The 18,577-nt window shown below is 58.5% G+C and carries 15 protein-coding genes; 7 read left to right on the top strand and 8 right to left on the bottom strand.

Annotated features, from left to right (window positions below; all coding sequences use genetic code 11):
- Positions 1-66 precede the first annotated feature (66 nt).
- From QZ534_RS13805 to QZ534_RS13795, 3 genes are read right to left on the bottom strand one after another with little or no spacing between them, the layout of a single operon-like run.
- Entirely contained in the window at positions 67-738 is a 672-nt protein-coding gene (locus tag QZ534_RS13805) for an ATP-binding cassette domain-containing protein (protein ID WP_296935122.1), read from the bottom strand.
- A complete protein-coding gene (locus QZ534_RS13800) occupies positions 731-1,507 on the bottom strand; it encodes an ABC transporter permease (protein WP_296935121.1) in 777 nt (258 codons plus the stop codon). The genes QZ534_RS13805 and QZ534_RS13800 overlap by 8 nt, the downstream gene beginning before the upstream one ends.
- The gene (locus tag QZ534_RS13795) at positions 1,504-2,457 is read right to left on the bottom strand and encodes an ABC transporter substrate-binding protein (RefSeq protein ID WP_296935120.1); all 954 of its coding nucleotides are present in this window, start codon (positions 2,455-2,457) and stop codon (positions 1,504-1,506) included. Before QZ534_RS13795 ends, QZ534_RS13800 begins: the two co-directional genes overlap by 4 nt.
- A gap of 333 nt (positions 2,458-2,790) precedes the next feature.
- On the opposite strand from QZ534_RS13795, the gene QZ534_RS13790 reads away from it, so the two are divergent.
- Positions 2,791-3,468, top strand: coding sequence for a response regulator transcription factor (locus QZ534_RS13790; protein WP_228339836.1), 678 nt, complete (start codon positions 2,791-2,793; stop codon positions 3,466-3,468).
- A 241-nt stretch (positions 3,469-3,709) separates the two neighbouring features.
- Here the strand turns inward: QZ534_RS13790 and QZ534_RS13785 are convergent, their stop codons facing one another.
- From QZ534_RS13785 to QZ534_RS13770, 4 genes are all read right to left on the bottom strand, one after another.
- On the bottom strand, positions 3,710-5,971 hold the full coding sequence (locus QZ534_RS13785) for a PAS domain-containing hybrid sensor histidine kinase/response regulator (RefSeq protein ID WP_296935142.1): 2,262 nt from the start codon (positions 5,969-5,971) through the stop codon (positions 3,710-3,712).
- Positions 5,949-7,058 (bottom strand): nitric oxide-sensing protein NosP, encoded by a 1,110-nt coding sequence (gene nosP / locus QZ534_RS13780; RefSeq protein WP_366935823.1) that lies wholly within the window; start codon positions 7,056-7,058, stop codon positions 5,949-5,951. The genes QZ534_RS13785 and nosP overlap by 23 nt, the downstream gene beginning before the upstream one ends.
- Positions 7,059-7,357: 299 nt before the next feature.
- Positions 7,358-8,458, bottom strand: a complete 1,101-nt coding sequence (locus QZ534_RS13775; RefSeq protein WP_296935118.1) for a porin — start codon at positions 8,456-8,458, stop codon at positions 7,358-7,360.
- Between the two features lie 187 nt (positions 8,459-8,645).
- Positions 8,646-10,052 (bottom strand): WS/DGAT domain-containing protein, encoded by a 1,407-nt coding sequence (locus QZ534_RS13770; protein ID WP_296935117.1) that lies wholly within the window; start codon positions 10,050-10,052, stop codon positions 8,646-8,648.
- A 324-nt stretch (positions 10,053-10,376) separates the two neighbouring features.
- On the opposite strand from QZ534_RS13770, the gene QZ534_RS13765 reads away from it, so the two are divergent.
- Both QZ534_RS13765 and QZ534_RS13760 read left to right on the top strand, forming a co-directional pair.
- On the top strand, positions 10,377-11,300 hold the full coding sequence (locus QZ534_RS13765; protein WP_296935116.1) for an alpha/beta hydrolase: 924 nt from the start codon (positions 10,377-10,379) through the stop codon (positions 11,298-11,300).
- An 84-nt stretch (positions 11,301-11,384) separates the two neighbouring features.
- Positions 11,385-12,134: a hypothetical protein gene (locus QZ534_RS13760; RefSeq protein ID WP_296935115.1), complete on the top strand. Its 750-nt coding sequence runs from the start codon at positions 11,385-11,387 to the stop codon at positions 12,132-12,134.
- 19 nt (positions 12,135-12,153) lie between these two features.
- Here the strand turns inward: QZ534_RS13760 and QZ534_RS13755 are convergent, their stop codons facing one another.
- Positions 12,154-12,432, bottom strand: a complete 279-nt coding sequence (locus tag QZ534_RS13755) for a polyhydroxyalkanoic acid system family protein (RefSeq protein WP_064229913.1) — start codon at positions 12,430-12,432, stop codon at positions 12,154-12,156.
- A 1,171-nt stretch (positions 12,433-13,603) separates the two neighbouring features.
- Here QZ534_RS13755 and ltrA point away from each other — a divergent pair.
- The 4 genes from ltrA to ubiB all read left to right on the top strand — a co-directional run bounded on the left by ltrA (position 13,604) and on the right by ubiB (position 18,568).
- Positions 13,604-15,388 carry a group II intron reverse transcriptase/maturase gene (ltrA, locus tag QZ534_RS13750; RefSeq protein ID WP_296935113.1) on the top strand — a complete coding sequence of 595 codons (1,785 nt, stop codon included), beginning with the start codon at positions 13,604-13,606 and terminating at the stop codon, positions 15,386-15,388.
- Between the two features lie 107 nt (positions 15,389-15,495).
- Positions 15,496-16,287, top strand: coding sequence for a bifunctional demethylmenaquinone methyltransferase/2-methoxy-6-polyprenyl-1,4-benzoquinol methylase UbiE (gene ubiE, locus QZ534_RS13745; RefSeq protein WP_296935112.1), 792 nt, complete (start codon positions 15,496-15,498; stop codon positions 16,285-16,287).
- Positions 16,287-16,928, top strand: a complete 642-nt coding sequence (locus QZ534_RS13740) for an SCP2 sterol-binding domain-containing protein (protein WP_296935111.1) — start codon at positions 16,287-16,289, stop codon at positions 16,926-16,928. Before ubiE ends, QZ534_RS13740 begins: the two co-directional genes overlap by 1 nt.
- Entirely contained in the window at positions 16,925-18,568 is a 1,644-nt protein-coding gene (gene ubiB, locus QZ534_RS13735) for a ubiquinone biosynthesis regulatory protein kinase UbiB (protein ID WP_296935110.1), read from the top strand. Before QZ534_RS13740 ends, ubiB begins: the two co-directional genes overlap by 4 nt.
- The last annotated feature ends 9 nt before the right edge of the window (positions 18,569-18,577 follow it).

Genomic DNA, 18,577 nt, shown 5'->3' with positions numbered 1-18,577 from the left:
CCGCCAACACAGGTAGGTCGGATTAGCAAAGCGTAATCCGACAGACTGCGGACACCCTCGATCAACCTAAGAGCCCGTCAAATCCAGATCACGAAGCCGCCCAAGAAGCCCATCGACCAGCCCAGGTTCTGCCAATGCATTGTCCCACTGCAGTCGCGCAGGCTTGCCGTCGAGATACCACAGGCGGTTCGCCAATATCTCTACATCACCGCCATCATGGGTAACGCAGATCATCGCCATCTCCGGACGCGAATCCAGAATCCCAGCAATCAGCGCCTTGAGCTCACCCGCCATCACAGGATCCAGCGAGGCAAACGGCTCGTCCAGCAAGAGCAAGTCGGGCTTCACCGCAAGGCAGCGGGCAAGGGCGGCTCTTCGGGCCATACCGAGTGACAGTTGGTCAGGGAGATAATGGCCGTAGCCGGCCAGGCCAACCTGACTCAGCAATTTCCCGGCCTCGTCATCGCTGGCACCAACGAGCCTGAGATTGGCTTTTAAAGTCCGCCATGGCAGCAGGCGATGCTCCTGAAACAGGTAGCCCACCCGGAGCTGGTCCCGGCCGATAACGGCGCTCTCTGGCACCGATTTATCCAGACCAGCAATGGCATTCAACAGTGTGGTCTTGCCGATACCCGAAGGCCCCAGCAGGCAAATGCGGTCGCCTCGTTCTATGGTTGTGAAGACCTCCCCCAGTACCGGCTGGCCGAAATCACGGCCCGCGATTCTTAGCTCAAGCATGGGCGGCCTCCGGCTGGCGCCAGCGGCTGGATCGGCGCTCAATAGGCTGCAGAATGGCCAGTTCAATCAATTGGACGACGGCAATAAAGGCAAGGCTGTAGGCCAGAATGGCGGCCACATCGAATACCTGAAACGCCATATGCAGCTGGAAGCCGACGCCACTGGAGCGGCCCAGCAGTTCCACTACAAGGACAATCTTCCAGATCAGGGCGAGACCACCCCGGGTGGCAGCCATGAGGTAGGGAAACAGCTGCGGCACCCACACTTCACGCAACCGTTGCCAGCGGGTGAACTCGTAAACGGTGGCCATTTCCTCAAGCCGGTGGTCGAGGCTGCGGGCGCCCTCTCGAACCGTCACCGCCACGTTGGGGACCTTGTTGATCACCACCGCCATCACCGCGGCCACTTCCACCAGGCCAAACCACACGTACATCAGGATGATGGTCACCAGCGCCGGCAGGTTGAGCAAAAGCACCAGCAAGGGGTCGAACAGGGCATTGGTGGTTTGTGAACGGCCCATCACGATGCCGATGGCGGTGCCAATGGCCATGGCCAGAACAAACGCGACCAGCACGCGGGCCAGGGTAGCGCCCAGATGATGCCAGAGTTCACCAGACGCCGATTCGCGAATCAGGGTATCCAGCACATTCAGAGGCGTTGGCAGCAGGGACGTCTGAAGCAGCCAGGCCGTCAGCGCCCAGAGCAGGACAAACGAGGGCAGAACTACCCAGTAGCTCCAGAGCGGCGGCCGGCCGGCGCGGCCTTTCACGGTTGGCTCCGGTAAAACAGATTGGCGGGCATCAGGCGGTCCGGATCGGCACCCGTGAGGGCCATCAAACGCTGCAGGTCTGCAATACGCTGGTCTGTTTGTGGAGCAGGCGTACCGGCGACAAAGCCCTCTCGCAAGGCCGTGAACACGCCTTCCTCAGGATTACCCATCAGGGGACGCAAGCGTTGCCAGGGTGATTCACTATCCGCCAGCTCGGCTTTGGCCTGTTGCAAGGAGGCTGCGAAACCATCAATCAGGGGGCCATGCTCTCGCGCCCAACGTTCTGGAAACACATATCCGAGCACCGGCAGGCTCCGATCCAGATCCAGCTCTGTGAGCAGATCGGCCATACTGAACGCCGACCGCCAGCCGCCCTCACCCCGGAGCCGGGCTGCGAAATGCCAGTAGGTGACGATCACGTCTACCTGTCCCCGTTTGAGAGCCTGGCTGAGCAGCGGCGGAGCAGCAAACTGGAGCTGGGCAGATTCCGCGAGGTTGATACCCTGCTGCTCTGCGACTTTCTGGAGCAGTATCCAGCCTTTGCTATCCGGCCCGCCGGCGACACCGATTCGTTTGCCCGCCAGATCTGCTACCGATTGGATCGGAGACGCGTCAGCGACAACGATATCGCCGATCTGGGATGAAAAAGGCACATAAAGGTAGGGCGCTCCTGCCTGGAACCGGGACTGCGCCCAAAGCAGGTCGGCCACGGCGCCATTCACCGAACCGCTGGTGACCGCGAGCCTGGAGGCCGGCAAGTTGGCCACCGGTTTCAGATCCAGCCGATAGCCATTCTCCCGATCCAGTCCCCGATGCAGGATGTGGTCGAGCTCCCAGTGAGCTGTGCCAAACTCCAACACGCTTATGGACAGCACGGGCAGCTCCGAGGCTCTCTCCACCGCCTGAGCACCACCTGCGAGACTTAGGATAAGGCACACCAGGGCGGCCACTCCCTTTTTGATCCAGCGACCGGCAAAAGAGGGTTGAGAGACTGGCGTTTTTGTTGGTTGTAGGCACATGGCCTCACGATACGAAGCCCGCAGCCCGGCAAGAATAGTACTTTGGTGCCTGTTTTTTGGTGCGATGGTCGCATTCAACCCGAGACCAAGATGGCGTGTAATGAAACCATCACAATAATAAACAGAGGATCGGCCCGACTCCGGCGATTCTCTGCAAAGGAGGCCGCCATGCTGAACGAGCTCGATGCCGCACTCTCTTCCGAAAACCGCTATCATGATTCGGAAGCCATCCCCGATACTGAAAACAAACAGGTAGACCCATCCATGGAGCCGGCTTACAAGATTCTGATTGCCGACGACCACCCACTGTTTCGTGAGGCCATCAGCAGTGTGATCGCTTCTGGTTTCGAAGGCAGCGAGATCATCGAAACCGACGATCTGGACAGTGCCCTGGAGATCACTCGCGAGAACGACGATCTGGACCTGATCCTGCTGGACCTGAACATGCCCGGCATGCATGGTCTTAACGGCCTGATCACGTTGCGCAACGAAGCCCCGACCATTCCGGTGGTGATTGTCTCTGCCGAGGAAGACAAACAGGTGGTGCTGCAGGCCATTACTTATGGAGCTTGCGGCTTCATTACCAAGTCCTCGCCCCGGGCCCAGATGACCGAAGCCATCCAGCAGATCCTGAATGGCAATGTTTACCTGCCCTCGGACATCATCCGCACCGGCAAGGAAAGCAATACACGGCGCAGCCGCCATGAAGACAATCCGATTTCACCGGAGCTGCTCAACTCACTGACACGTCGGCAGCTGCTGGTGCTCGAGCGCATGTCCAAGGGCGAATCCAACAAGCAGATTGCCTATAACCTGAACATCGCAGAAACCACGGTGAAGGCCCACGTCTCGGCCATTCTGCGCAAGCTCGGGGTGCACAACCGGGTTCAGGCGATTCTGTCTGCCAGTGATGTGGATTTCAGTCAGTATTTGAAGCGGTAAGTTGGCCCGTTTGTCGGATTACGCCGTTGGCTAATCCGACCTACTTTTCCAGGCCTACAAACCTTTCAAGCTCACCCCGCGTAGGTCTGGTTGTCGGATTACGCCTCTGGCTCATCCGACCTACGTTTCGAGCAGAGTGTAGGTCGGGTTAGGCGCAGCCGTAACCCGACACCCATCTTCAACCGCAGTCCCCCCGTAGGTCGGATTAGGCAAAGCCGTAATCCGACACCTATCGGCAATCTCAGCTTCTGAGCAGGTGACTCAGCGCACTGCGCAACTTAAGGGGCTTCACCGGCTTGTTCATCAACAGGTGCCCAAGCTCACGGATGTGCTGCTTGAGTTCGTTGGTGTAATTAGCCGTAATCATCACCACCGGCGCCGGGCATCTCCGTCGGCCATTGATCTCCGCCACAACATCCACGCCGTTTTCATCGTTGTCCAGATGGTAGTCCGCCAGAATCAGGTCCACCGCACTGCTGGCCGGATCGAGCTGGCGCTCCAGATCCTCCAGGGACACAGCAGTCACCACCTGGCAGTCCCAACCCTCGAGCAGGGTTTTCATGCCCTGGCAGATAGACTGGTCGTTGTCGATCACCCAGATCCGGGCTCCGCCCAGACCGCTATCGAAAGACACGGCCCGGTTCTGGTCGGCCGTCGGTTGCCGCGGCTTCAATTTGCCGACCGGGACCCGAACACTGAAGACTGATCCCCTGCCCTCGATGGAATTCACCGTCACCTCGTGTCCAAGCATGCGGGATATCTTGTCCACGATGGCCAGGCCAAGTCCCAGGCCTTTGTCAGGCTGTGAGCCGGCGGGGCGAATACGCTTGAATTCCTGGAAGATCTCGGTGAGTTTGTCTTCGGGAATACCCGGGCCGGTATCCCACACCTGCAACAGCACATGGTCCTTTTGTCGACGAACGCCGAGCAGAACTCTGCCGTTGCCGGTATAGCGAATGGCGTTGGTCAGGAAGTTCCGGAGGATCCGGGCCAGCAATTGGGAGTCTGACTCCACAATCGCGGAGCTGGAAACAAAGTCCAGTTGCAGCCCCTCGGCCATGGCCATCTGCCGGAATTCCCGGGCGATGTTGTTGAGCAGATCCCGCAGGTCAAAGGCGGTGACGTCCGGTTTGATCACGCCGGCATCGAGCTTGGAAATATCCACCAGGGTGCCCAGCAGGTTCTCGACGTCATCCAGAGAGGTGCTGACCGACCGAACCAGGCCTTCAGCCTTGGGCCCGAACGACTGCTCCAGCAGCGCACTGGTGAATAACCTTGCGGCATTCAGAGGCTGCAGCAAGTCGTGGCTGACGGCAGCCAGGAACTTTGTTTTCGAAAGATTGGCCCTTTCCGCCTCCAGCTTGGCATCCCGAAGCCGGGCCTCTACCGCCGCCCGCTCGGTGATTTCCTGGCGCAGCTGGTTGTTCAGGCCGGTCAGGGCTGCGGTGCGTTCCTTCACCCGGCGTTCCAGATTGTCATAGGCCTGTTCCAGCGCCAAAGCAGTCTTGCGGCGGTCGGTGATGTCGCGGATCAGCACGAAGAAACCGATGATATCGCCCTGCTCATCAAAGTTCGGGACGTAGGAGCGCAGCATGTGGCGCACCTCACCCTGCTCCCCGGTCTCCTCGAATTCGAAGGTGACGTTGTGGCCGTCCATGACATCAAGAATCTGGGGAAGCAGGCGCTGATAGAATTCGGGCGAATGCACCTCGTTGAGGCGTTTGCCCAGTGGCGACTCGCCTTTACGTCCGTACCAGGAGGCATAGACCTTGTTGCAGAACTGAATGGTCATGTCGGCCCCGATGTAGGCAATCAGCGCCGGAACGTGGTCAGTCACCACCCGGATCCACCGCTCGCTCTCTTCCAGGGCCTTGATCCGCCGGGCCATTTCACTGTTCTTCACATCGGTGATGTCGGAGTAGAGCACGACCAACCCGCCTTCCCGGGTTGGTCTCTCGGTCACCTGAACCCAGCGACCGTTGGTCAGCAGAAACACCACGCCTTCCGAATCCGGATGGCTGTGTTCTTCAAGCACAAGACCGCAGGCCACCGCCCGGCGCTTCACCTCTGAAATCCGGGTACCCTGGCCCGGCGGTTCAACACCGGCATGGCGCCAGTAGCTCCGGAAGCGGCTGTTGCTCTGGATCAGGCAGTGCCAGTTATCGAACAGCACGAACCCATCGGCAATGCTCTCAATGGCATCGTTCAGTCGCTGGCGGGTGGTCTCCGCCTCTTCCCTGGCCCGGTTCAGGGCTTTGTTGCTGCCCTTGAGCTCCTCCATGGCCAGATTCAGGGCCTCGGTGCGCTCACGCACCTGCTCCGCCAGCACCACCGAGTGCTCGAAGGCGGCATAAGGCTCTGGCTTGTGGGCAGCGCCAGACTCCACCCGAACAATCAGGGCATCGCGAATCCGCTTGAGGCGCTCGTTCTCGGCCTCTAGCTCGGCGATTCGCCGGTCCCGCTCGTCTTCAACGGGCGCTTCAATCTTGTCCGGAACGGACATCAGGCTGGCCAATGACCACCCCCGTAAACGTCTGGTTGATGTGCATACCGTCGAACTGCTCGCCGTATGTGTTAAAGCCAATCACATTGTGGTGGCGGAGGAACTGCGAGACCGCTTCCACCTCGCCGGTCAGTTCAGCCTCCAGCCTGCGCAGGAAACAATCGCAGCCGATGGTCACCAGAGGTGGCCCCACAACCCGTTCTGCGGCTTCTATCTGGGTACGAACACTGTCCAGCAGGGACTCCGGCTCCATGGCTGTCATCACGATTCCGGTTTCCACGGCGCAATAGAAAGTCAGACTCTTGTCCGGGTTCACCCGCTGTACCGAGCGGACAAAATAATGGCCACCGATTTTCACTCCCATGGGCCGCAGCGCGAAGACCTTGCGATCCAGAGCCTCGACATCCACGCCAACGGCCCGGGCATACGCATCCGCTGCCGGCTCGGCATTGAGCTCGTATACCGTGCGGCTTTCAGCGCAGGCGCTGGTGACTACCAGCTTCTCGCTGCGCTCCACCATGTGGTGGGTGGAGAACACCCGGAAATCCAGCGGTGTGTTTACCAGCAACACCGTGGCGGCTCCGGTATGGAACTGGCCATCATAAAAAACATGGGTATTGGCCAGACGTTCGTCATCGCCGGCAGAACCGCCAAACTGGGGAATGGTGCCAAGGGCCGAGTTGAGCGTTGCCAGTACCAGCTCCTCACGGCTCGACAGGCCGTCCAGGAGTGTAATGGCAAAGGTATTACCCTTGACGGGCGCCAGCCGGGCATCGCGGCAGGTAGACAGCAAGCCGTCAATCACGCCCTGGGCATCCTGAAGGGTGAATCGGTCCAGCTCCCGGATCAGCGCGCAATCGATGGCAAAATAGCGACTGTCAAAGCCGATGGCGGTGATGCATCCACGTCCGTAACCCTCCGGCGTGATCTCGCCGGCGGACGTACATCCGCAAACCCGCACGCCCTGGAAGCTGTGCTCAAGGGCACTGCCGAGCCGGCCCAGGTCGTATTCCGCAGAACAGAAGAACAGCACGCAGCCAAGATGCTCGTGGCTGAGCTGGCTGGCGAGATTGGTGGCGGCCAACATCGGATCGCGAACACTGGAGCTCGCTACCCGGACCGCAGGCAGGGTCGTCGCTGGCTTCATAAACGCAGTTCCCGAAAACGGATGACTTTTCACCGATTCTACGGCATCCGTAAACGCAGCCAATGCGACTTCAGTGCTTTTAATAGGCGCGCCAAAATGATCGTAAGCCATTGATTAAACTACCTCCTGAATCAATGCCTGGTGGCGCTGCCGGTTCCCATTCAGGCAAACCGGCACTTTAGTCTTAGACAAACCGGCGCTGCGAGGGGACTCCTGCCACCCGCAACGCCGGGCAGTGCTCAGAACATCACGATGGCGCCAAGGGCGATGGTGTCCGCCTCAGTGGTGGTTGCACCGGTGGTGCGGTTGTTGTCTTCGTACATGTTGTACTCGGCAACCAGCTTGAAGTTGCTGTTTACATCATGGAAGAACCCGAGCGTTGTGCTCTCGGTTTCCAGATTCAGGATTTCCGCATCGGTTTCACCGTAGGAAAGCACCACACGATTGGCACCGAAGGCATAGGAGCCCTGAACCAGGAAGCCGTCTGCATCGTCCTCCGTCACCGGGCCATTGCCGATCAGAACCGGGTTATCACCCTTGGAGGTAAAACCGGAAGCGGCCAGAGTCAGTCCAGCGACCGATGCCTTGATGCCGTAGCCAAGGCCCGTGCTGTCGACGGTGGTGGTGCCGTTCTCGGCAGACTGATAACGGCCGTTCACCCAGCCGGTCAGGGCCACGTCGTTCAGGTTGGCGTTATAGGTTACCTCGGACTCGAAGCGGGGCGCTGAGTTTTCATCGTTGGCGCCGGTTACCGTGTCAGCGGGATCCAGCACGCCGGCCGCGATTTTGAGGCCACTCATATCAGGCGAGCGGTAGGTAATCTGGGCTGAGGGTGTCGGATAAGGGTAGCCCGCGCGGATATTGCCAAAGGAAACACCGCCGGCAACACCCGGAGAACCAAAGCCCATCAGGATCTCGTCCAGGAAAATATTGGATCGGGCGTACAGGCCAAAGTCCTTACCAATCAACACCTGACCAAAATCGCCGTCTACCGTGGCGTAGAACTGACGCACGTCGATGGCGGTGTCTGTGGGTGAATCAAGACTGTCATTGATGGTGGTCCAGAACGAGGACCGTCCACCCAGGGTCAGATCACCCATGTCCTTGCTGAAATTGAAGCCGATGGTGTTCGGCAGGAAGCCCATCTTGATGCGGGAATCGCGAACGTCGTTCTGCTTGTCGTCACGGTTTACGTAGAAGGCATTGAAGTAGCCATCCACGGAAAAGCTTGTGCCGTCCTGGTTATACAGCTCAACAGCGGCGCTGGCTCCGGTGCTGGCCCCCATGGCTGCTGCCATGGCAATGGCTAAGCCTGACTTTCTGACGTTATTGTTTTTCATAGTTCCCCCGGTTGTTTTTGGAAATCTGGGATCGGAGGCCCGGGTTATCCGGACACTCCAGGCGCGGTCTGTCGCCTGAATTCCATGGTCGGTGATGCGGGGAAGGGGGAAAATGCTTCCAGGGAGCAGGTTTTCTGCTCATTTGGGAGGCACTTGAATTGAAACTTTGGGAGTACGACCCGGTGGATTAGTCGCCGGGAAACTGGGCCAGTTCCTGCAGGCAGTCGTTGAGGAAGTCTTCCGGATCAGCCATTACGGCCTCATCGGCAACCACGCCAAACTGCACCTGGCCGGCGTAGCTGACAATGCTGATGCCCAAACCGATGTCCCCGGCCTGGGGCACCCAGAACATCTGTTCGTTTATCCGGCAACCGGCAATGTATCGGGGCTCCGGGGTGCCGGGCACGTTGGACACCACGGCACTGGCCTTGCGATAGAACACTTCGGCCAATGGTTCCCGCCAGGGCTCCGGCACAATGGTGGCACTGGCCGCCAAGCCCCAGGCAATGCCGGGCTGCCAGCTTTTCTTCAGGCGACGGGTTTCATGCTTGATGCGGTAAAGGCGTTCCAGCGGGCTTTCGCCATCCACCGGCAGGGGCACGAACACGGTGCCGAAATAGTTGCCCAGGGCGCCGGGAGCCGGCTTTAGCTCGCTGGGCAAACGACTACGAATATCAACCGGCACGGCGGCGTGCAGCACCGCTTCGTCCAGATCCTCGCCATCAATGCCCAGGCGGGTTCGCACAGCCGCTGCCACACAGCTCAGCAACACATCGTTGATGGTCACGTTGGTGATTCGGGCAATGTTCCGGAAGCGCTCCAGAGGCACAGGTTCAGACCAGCGACAGTGCCGCCGACCCAGCAGTGGCCGCCGGAGGTCAGTATCTGAATCTTCCGGCTCCACCAGGAATTCCGAAAACTCATGAACCAGCTTGAGACTTTTCTGGGCAACCCGCTCCACCAGCCGGCCAGCATCCTGCCACTGGTTGCCATCGGATTCGTCGACTCCGGCAACGTCATGGACCTCTTCTGCGGACTCTCCGGAGGCCATCAGCTGCCCGAGCCAGACATTTGCCGCCGCCGTCCAGCGTGACAACTCCGCGGTCTCGGGTGCGCCGTACAGGGCCGGGTGCTGCTGGGGAGACGGCGGGCACAGGCGATCAAAAATGCCCAGCAAGGACAGGCCATCGGCGTAACAGTGATGAATACGCAACAGGAGCACCGCCCCACCGTCGGCATTGGGCGCCAACCAGAATTTCCATCGCGGACGATACATGGGCAGAGGTTGGTTCAGCCGCATCGACACCCACTCCTGCAGGCTTGCCGGAGTGAAACGATCTACCACCACATCAAGATGGTGTCGAACATCAAACATCGGGTCTGGTTCCCACCACCAGGCGGGCGAGCGCTTGACCGGCATGTACCGGAAACGCTCCCAGGCCATCCAGTACACATGGAGGAATTCCCGGAAACGGGGCGCGGTAAGACCATCAACCCGAAGCATCACGGTGATGGTCATGGGGTTTTCCGGGCGCTCCAGGGCCAGCCAGGCCGAATCCGCAGGTAGCAGGAGATGCGATTGTTCGTGACTCAAACCCGAACGTCCCTGGAAAAGTGGTGAAGGTAAGTAAAAACCGAACTCCGCATTGTGCCAGACAAGCCCTCCCGGCTCCATATGCGGCACCAGCGCACGCTGTTACAAAAAATTACACGTGAGTAACTGTTCAGTCCTATACTGGTTATAAGCCTTGGTGCAATGGTTATTACACGCTACCGATCCGTGATCGATTGGCCCTGAGACATCAAAAACTCTGCGCTCAGAGCCAGTAACAAAGAGAGTTGATCGGGGTACAAAAGGCTTACCAGCACACCCTAATTCCAATAACAGGCCATTGCCGTGCTGGAAGGGAGAGCAGTTATGAAAGCGAGCCATGTTCGCAAGCTGATAAAACCGATCGAGAGCGCCTACTCGGAAATGTTCTCCGGGCGGGTGTATCGCGTTGGCAAGGGCGCTGTGTCCGTTCGCAACCACAGCGGCAAGGCCGAACAAACCGTGATCGGCGTGCACGGCTTTCTGGAAAACCACTGCTACTTCACTCAGGCCTATGAAGCACCCTCCACGGAACTGATTCTGCTCACCTGCAGCAATTACCATATACCGGTAAACGGCGTGACGCCGAAAACCCCGGAGTGGGAAGTGCCGATCAAGCAGCTGGAAGGCACCATCGAATACGATGCCTGCATTCTCAACCAGGCGCTTTCAAGCTTACCCACCACTGACAACATTCGGGTACACGGTCACTCCCGTGGTGGAGCGGTGATCCTCGAGGCCATCAAGCAATGGCCGGAGCTTTATGACGATGTCGAAGTGGTACTGGAAGCGCCCGTACTCCCCGACGGCAGGCTGTCGGCGCTGGTGACCACCATTCTCGAACCGGTAAGCCATGGCATGTGGCCCTGGCTGATCCGCCTGATTAACAGCGCACCTTCGTCGGCCTACGGCCAGACCTTCTTTGGCAAGATGAACCCGCGCAAGAAGCAGTTGCTCAGCAAACTATTCTCCGCCACCAAGGATCATCTGACCATTGTCCGCAACATCGAGAACATCATGGACTGGATGGCACGGACAGACACCAGCGTGTACGGCCATGTACGTCACGGCACCTTCCTGATTCCTGCGGTGGACCGCATTCTCGATCGCTCCTCCATGCTGGCCAGTGCCCGCCAGAGCCCGACCACCATGAGAATCGTGGAAACCGAGGCGCCGAGCCACTTTATTACCCTGGACAGCAAGGAATGGGTCCCGGGTTTCGAGTCGCTGCCAGCCGCTGCACAGGGTTAGTTTCCCCGGTAGTGCCTTGCTGCAAGACCGTCGCAGCTCCGCTAAACTACGCCCCTTTCTTCAGGTTTAGTGGAGCCCTCGCCCATGTACCGTGAGCGCCTCGTCGCTACCGAAACCCGTACCGAAAGCGCTCGCCGGCTGCAACAACTGCTGCTGGACTACCATGATTTCCGGCACTTGAAAGCCGAGCATCCACTGCTCGAGACTGCTTGCCACGTTGCTGACTGGCAGGCGAGGCGGCTGAAGACAACCCACGAAGACCTGTACCACCACCCCGGCTACCATCACGGCCTGGAGTTCCTGCTGACCGATCTTTACGCACCCGCCGGAATGACCCACCGGGATGACAATATCGATCGCGTTTTTCCCAAGATGGTGAAATGGTTGCCGGATAATCTGCTGGACACGTTTGCCGGGCTGGTGGAGCTGAACCTGATCACCCAGCGGCTGGACCTTGAGCTTGCCGAGTTGCTGAACCAGCAGGGCGTAGCCGCCCAGTCCCTGACCACTCAGGACTACTGCGCCGTCTACCGCGAGAGCAGGTTGCTGGATCAGCGGGAAAAGCAGATTTCCCTGGTAGCTGACGTCGGCCAGCAGCTAGATCGCTATGTCCGCAACCGCACTCTGGGCTGGCTGCTATCGATGACCCGGGGCCCGGCGGAAATGGCCGACCTTACGGATCTGCACAGCTTCCTGCACCGGGGCTATTCCGCCTTCCGGAAGATGGACAATGTGGAGTTACTGATCGATCGGCTGGTGTCCCGGGAACAGCAGGTGATGCGCAACATCCTCAACCATCACCCGGACCCGTTCAGCCTGCCTGACAACCTCTGAGTCAACGGGAACGGATGGCTCAGGCCTTGATGATCTGGTCCAGCTGGGAGTGGATTTCCTGCTCGATCCGGGATTTGAAGGGCCGTAACATCATGCCCAGTTCCAGATGAATGTGCAGATCCGTCGGGGTAATGTTCAGGTGTCCCTTGACGCCGCTGCGCTTGAATTTCAGGTGGTCGCCTTCCCACTGGTAATGCACGTCGAACTGGCTGGAGAGATCTTTGGCCAGGGTTTCGGCTGCCTCTCTGGCATGTTCTTTATCCAGGGTGTGCGGGCGGTGTACATCAATAACGGACATGAAAATGATTTCTCCCGGATTTGGACGAATTTACAGTTTAGGGCGCTATTTAACTCACCGCCACCCTTGTAGCAACCCCGTCAGCGGTTAGAATACGGGGTTCAGGTGCGACACGAATCGTGTCGTGTGGCTGGAGGTAGCTGACCTTGGAATCACAGTTATTTCATGATATTTCAATGAAATAGCTCCAAACCAGCACATCAAGCATAGCTGTAGAGCTATACTGGGCGTATAGCTCAGAAAAACTATCGGTTCATCCGATCAGAGAGAAAGCCACAGAATTTTGATCAAAAATTGATCGATTTTGGGTGTTTTCTTCAAGCTGCAGAACAACTTTTTGTAAAGAGTTGTTACAGAGCACAAACCCTGAGGGGAAACACGACCCTCCTGGGTTTCGTGGTTCTCCACACGGGTTACTGAGTGCAATGTCTCTAAAGTCGCGAGACTTGAGTGCTTGGTATCCAACACGCGGAGCGAAAGCTCTGCCTGCCAATGTCCGGCCTACCGTCCCTCTGACGATAGGTATCGGATCCTCGCATGTACCTGCGAGTTCACTAAGACGGCATGCGATCGGGGCCAACCCGATGGTGTGAAGCCCGTCCGACAATGTCGCACTCCTTCGGGATTGTTCGCCTCGGCGACGAGATGGATATCGACTCCGAATCGCACGGAGCCGGTGTGACTAGTGACTTCATCCCATGGTTAACACAAGTGAATCATCGCTCGAACCATCGTCAGTATTGACGGGCCTACGGCGATTATCGGCCTCAGCCAAAATCGGCAACGCGGTTGGTCATCATTGTCTGAACTAATGATGCGGTACCGAACAACCGCCGGTGGATAGATGGAACCTAAAGGGTGAATAAGGTGGCAGGCAGGGAACGTGTAAACCCTGACCTCTGGCCCAACTCTGGGCAGGCGAAGCGCAAGCAACGCTGATCAGAGTGAGGAGTAGGAAAGCGCAAGAAGCAAACGGTCGGCTGTAATCGCTGGCATAGCGGCTGAAACATGCCGTCATGGGAAACCATGGCCCACGTGCGTTTGGTCTATTGGCGTGACAACACTTGCCGATTTCGGCGAGGAGTGAAAAAAACCATCCCGAGGGGGTAGTCAGCCCCCTCGGGGGACGGCTGCCTCCGGAGGACCCATTAACTCCCTCTAGGAGGACAGTATGAATACGGATCTGGTCTACCCAGAAAAGTCTGCGTCTTCCGGCAGCGGGGCTACATCGTGGCAGAGCATTCCTTGGGCCAAGGTGGAAACCGCTGTTCGAAAAACGCAGTTGAGAATCGCGCAGGCGACAAAGGACGAAGACTGGCGGAGGGTTAAACGCCTCCAACGGCTATTAGTCAGCTCGTTCAACGGTCGATGTCTAGCCGTCAAACGAGTGACCGAGAACCAGGGCAAGAAGACGCCCGGGGTCGACGGTATCACCTGGGGCACGCCCAATGCCAAGGCGTGTGCTGTAAAAACGTTGTCAGAGACGCGCGGCTACCGGCCCAAACCCCTAAAGCGGGTATGGATACCGAAGCCGGGCAGGAATGAGAAACGCCCGCTTGGCATACCAGTTATGCTGGACCGTGCTATGCAGGCGCTGCATCTCCTGGCCCTTGAGCCCGTTGTTGAAACGACGAGCGATCCGAAATCCTATGGGTTTCGCCCCGATCGTTCGACGGCCGATGCGATGACAGAGCTCTTCCACCTACTTGCCCCACAAACCGGGGCTCAGTGGATCCTGGAAGCAGACATCAAGGGCTTCTTTGACAATATCAACCATGACTGGCTGAGTCGTAACGTCTGTATGGACAAGATGATGCTGAGAAAGTGGTTGAAAGCCGGGGTGATTGACCGGCAACAGTACTCGGCTACCACAGCGGGAACACCACAGGGTGGAATTATCTCGCCCTGCTTGGCAAATGCCACCTTAAACGGTCTGGAGGTCCAACTAAAACGCTACTTGGCGGAGTTGTTGGGCAAAACCAAGGCCCGAAAGACGCGCATACAAGTGATTAGGTTCGCGGATGATTTCGTGGTACTAGCAGAGTCCAAAGTACTGCTGGAGGAAGTTGTCAGACCGTGGATAGAACGATTCCTCGCTGAGCGCGGAGTCGAACTTTCCCGGGCAAAAACGCACCTGACTCACATCGTCGATGGGTTCGACTTTCTGGGCTGGAATTTCAGAAAGTATGTGCCGAAATCGCCTTATCGGAAGCCAAAGCTACTGATCAAGCCCTCTAAGAAAAACGCGCAAGCGTTTTACCAACGAGTGAGCGAGGTCATAAAAGGTAGCGGCGCGCTGACGCAAGAGGCTCTAATCGCACAACTGAACCCGATACTGCGGGGATGGGCAAATTACCATTCCCCAGTGGTGGCTAAGAAAACCTTCAGTAAGCTGGAGAATCTTATTTTCTGGCGACTCTGGAGGTGGGCAAAGCGCAGGCATCCAAAGAAGTCCGCTAATTGGATCAGGAAGAAATACTTCCATCACATAGGCGGGCGGACGCGGGTGTTCGCGCACCCTTACACGAACCGCAAAGGGGAACGGGCCTACCGGGAGCTATATCACCTTCCCGGAACGCCCATAGTGCGCCATAAACGTCTGCCGGTTGATTATCAGCCCTACGACGCGGAGCATGAACTAAAGTGGGAAACTCTCAGAGTGCAGCGGCAGCAGCATAAACTGCGTTTCCGCAAACAGATCAGGAGCCTGTACATCAGGCAAAAAGGAGTCTGTGCACTTTGCGGTCACCCGGTGACAAAGGAGACTGGTTGGCACGACCATCACGTCATTCGACGTGTGGACGGCGGACCAGATACCTTACAGAACCGGGTACTCCTGCACCCCAATTGCCATGCCCAGGTCCACAGCCGGGGCGGTGTAAAGGTGACTCTGAAGTGGAGCGGCATTAGAATGCGTTCCATTAAAGAAAAGTACGCCGGTCAGATGAATCTCTGACTTCAATAGGCTTGAGCCGTATGCGGGGAAACTCGCACGTACGGTTCTGAGGGGGGATGAGCCAGTAATGGCTCATCCCTACCCGACATTCTGACAGGACATCTTTCATGAGCGAGCAGCAAACGCCAGCCAACCAGGCCACTGGCAATAACGGCCAGGATGACGTCACCCATTTTGGGTTCCGCAATGTGCCGAAAAGCCAGAAGGCGAGCCAGGTGGCCGAGGTATTCCACAGTGTGGCGGGCAAATACGACCTCATGAACGACCTGATGTCCATGGGGATCCACCGGCTCTGGAAACGCTTTACTATTGAGCTGTCCGGGGTAAGGCCCGGCCACCAGGTGCTGGATATTGCCGGCGGCACCGGCGACCTCACCATGAAGTTCTCCGATCTGGTGGGGCCATCCGGCAAGGTGGTGCTGGCCGACATCAATGCCTCCATGCTCCAGGTGGGACGCAGCCGACTGACCGATCGTGGCTACGCCGGCAATATTGAGTATGTGCAGGCGGACGCCGAGCACCTGCCGTTCCCGGACAACAACTTCAATGCGGTCTCCATCGCCTTTGGTCTGCGCAATGTCACCGACAAGGACCAGGCCCTGCGCGACATGACCCGGGTCCTCAAGCCCGGTGGCAAACTGATGATCCTGGAATTCTCCAAACCGACCAATCCATTGCTGAGCAAAGCCTACGATACTTACTCGTTTTCCGCTCTGCCATTGATGGGCCAGCTTATTGCTGGCGATAGTGAAAGCTACAAGTACCTGGCCGAATCCATCCGCATGCATCCCGACCAGGACACCCTCAAGGGCATGATGGAGAATGCGGGCCTGGTGAACTGCAAGTACTACAACATGACCGGCGGCATTGTCGCCCTGCATGTGGGAATCAAGCCCTGATGTTTCCCGGCCCCACCCTGCTTTCCGCTGTCTCCGCGATCCTGGAAAGTGCCCTCAACCGGGCGCTGGAACTGGATCCGGCGGGGCATCATGCCCTGATGGAAGCACTGGCGGGCCCGGTGCAGTTCAATATCACCGATCCGGTTCCCCTGACCTACACCCTGGACCGCGCCGGAGACCGCGTTCGGGTGGGCAGCCAACCGGCCGACCAGCCGGCCCTTGAGATTACCGGCAAACCCATCGCCTTTGCCGCGCTGGCGACCGGTGATGACCGGGTCTTTGCCGATGGCCGCCTGGAAGTGACGGGCGATACAGCGCTGGCCCACCAACTGCAGCGCGCCCTGAACCAGCTTGACCCGGACTGGGAAGCCGCCATGGCCCGGCATATCGGCGATGTGCCAGCGCACTTTCTGGGGCAACGAATCCGCGGCGCCATCCGGTGGAGCCGTCAGGCCTTTCAGTCCATGAACGCCAATATCGAGGAGTACGTGCACGAAGAAAGTCGTGCCCTGCCCGGGCGACGGGAACTGGAAGCCACATTCGATGACATCGACGAACTGAGCCTGCGCACCGAAAGACTGGAAGCCCGGCTGAACCTGGTTGAAAACCGCGGCAAGACTGACGAACCGGAGAACCCGTGACCCGCCTGCAACGCCTGTTTCGAATCGCCTGGGTATTCTGCCGCTATCGGTTGGACACGTTCCTGCCAATCGCCGAACTGCCTGCGCCCCTGAAGGTGTTTTTCCTGCTGGCGCCCTGGCACCTGTTCCCCAAACCCAAACTCGACCGGGGCGACCGCCTGCGGCTGGCACTGGAAGAGTTGGGCCCGGTATTCGTGAAGTTCGGCCAGATTCTCTCCACCCGCCGGGATCTGCTGCCCGACGACATGGCCGAATCCCTGAAAAACCTTCAGGACCGGGTACCTCCGTTCCCGAGTGATGAGGCCCGGGGCATTATCGAAACCTCCCTCGGCGCCCCGGTCTCGGACCTGTTTGCCGAATTCAGTCCGGACCCGCTTGCCTCGGCATCGGTTGCCCAGGTGCACGCTGCCACTCTGCCCAACGGTCAGAAAGTGGTGGTGAAAGTACTGCGCCCCGGCATTGAGAGGGTCATCCGCCAGGACCTGGCCCTGATGTACCTGATGGCCGGCCTTCTGGAAAAGTACTGGTCCGAGGGCAAACGCCTGCACCCGGTGGAAGTGGTGGCCGACTATGATTCCACCATTCACGATGAGCTGGACCTTCAGCGCGAAGCCGCCAACGCCAGCCAGCTGCGCAGGAATTTCGAAAACTCCTCGCTGATCTATATCCCTTTTATCGACTGGGACTATACCCGTAAATCGGTGCTGGTGATGGAGCGGATTCACGGCATCCCCATTGCAGATACCGCCGCCCTGAAAGCCGCCGGTGTCGATATGAAGGTACTGGCCGAAAAAGGCGTGGAGATTTTCTTTACCCAGGTCTTCCGTGACAGCTTCTTTCACGCCGACATGCACCCCGGCAATATTTTCGTGGACACCTCCAATCCTGCCGATCCGCGTTATATCGCCATCGATTTCGGCATTGTCGGGACCCTGGCACCGGATGACCAGAGCTATCTGGCCCGCAACCTTCTGGCGTTTTTCCGCCGGGATTACCGGCAGGTTGCGCAGCTGCATATCCAGTCAGGCTGGGTGCCACCGGATACCCCGGTGAACCAGTTTGAGGCGGCCATTCGTACAGTGTGCGAGCCCATTTTTGAGAAGCCCCTGAAGGACATCTCGTTCGGCCATTTCCTGTTGCGCCTGTTCCAGACGGCCAGGCGATTCAACATGGAAGTGCAACCCCAGCTTGTTTTGCTGCAGAAAACCCTGCTGAACGTGGAGGGCCTGGGTCGACAGCTCTATCCGGATCTGGACTTGTGGAGTACCGCGCAACCCTACCTTGAAACCTGGATGCGCAAGCGGATTGGTCCCTCCGGGCTGATCAAGTCGCTGCAGTCGCACCTCCCGTCCTGGCTGGAACAGTCGCCGGAAATGCCTCAACTGGTGCACGATGCCCTCCTGCAACTGCGGCAGGCCGGCCCCACCGAGCCCCAGAACCGGGCTACACTGGAGTTGCTCCGCGAGCAGCAGGTCCGCACCGAGCGGCGCTGGCGACGTGCCACCCTGGCGGCGCTTCTTATTGCAGCGGGTATTCTGGGCACCCAGCCCGAAGGCCGGCAGTGGCTTGAAAGCGTGCCAGGATGGAGCTGGGCCCTGTTTGCCATCGCTGGCGGAATCATGCTCCGGGGCAGCCGATAACCGATCAAG

The sequence above is a fragment of the uncultured Marinobacter sp. genome, assembly GCF_913055835.1.
Taxonomy (GTDB): Bacteria; Pseudomonadota; Gammaproteobacteria; order Pseudomonadales; family Oleiphilaceae; genus Marinobacter.
Note: the sequence above shows the minus strand (reverse complement) of the source record. Positions and strands in the feature narration are given on the sequence as shown.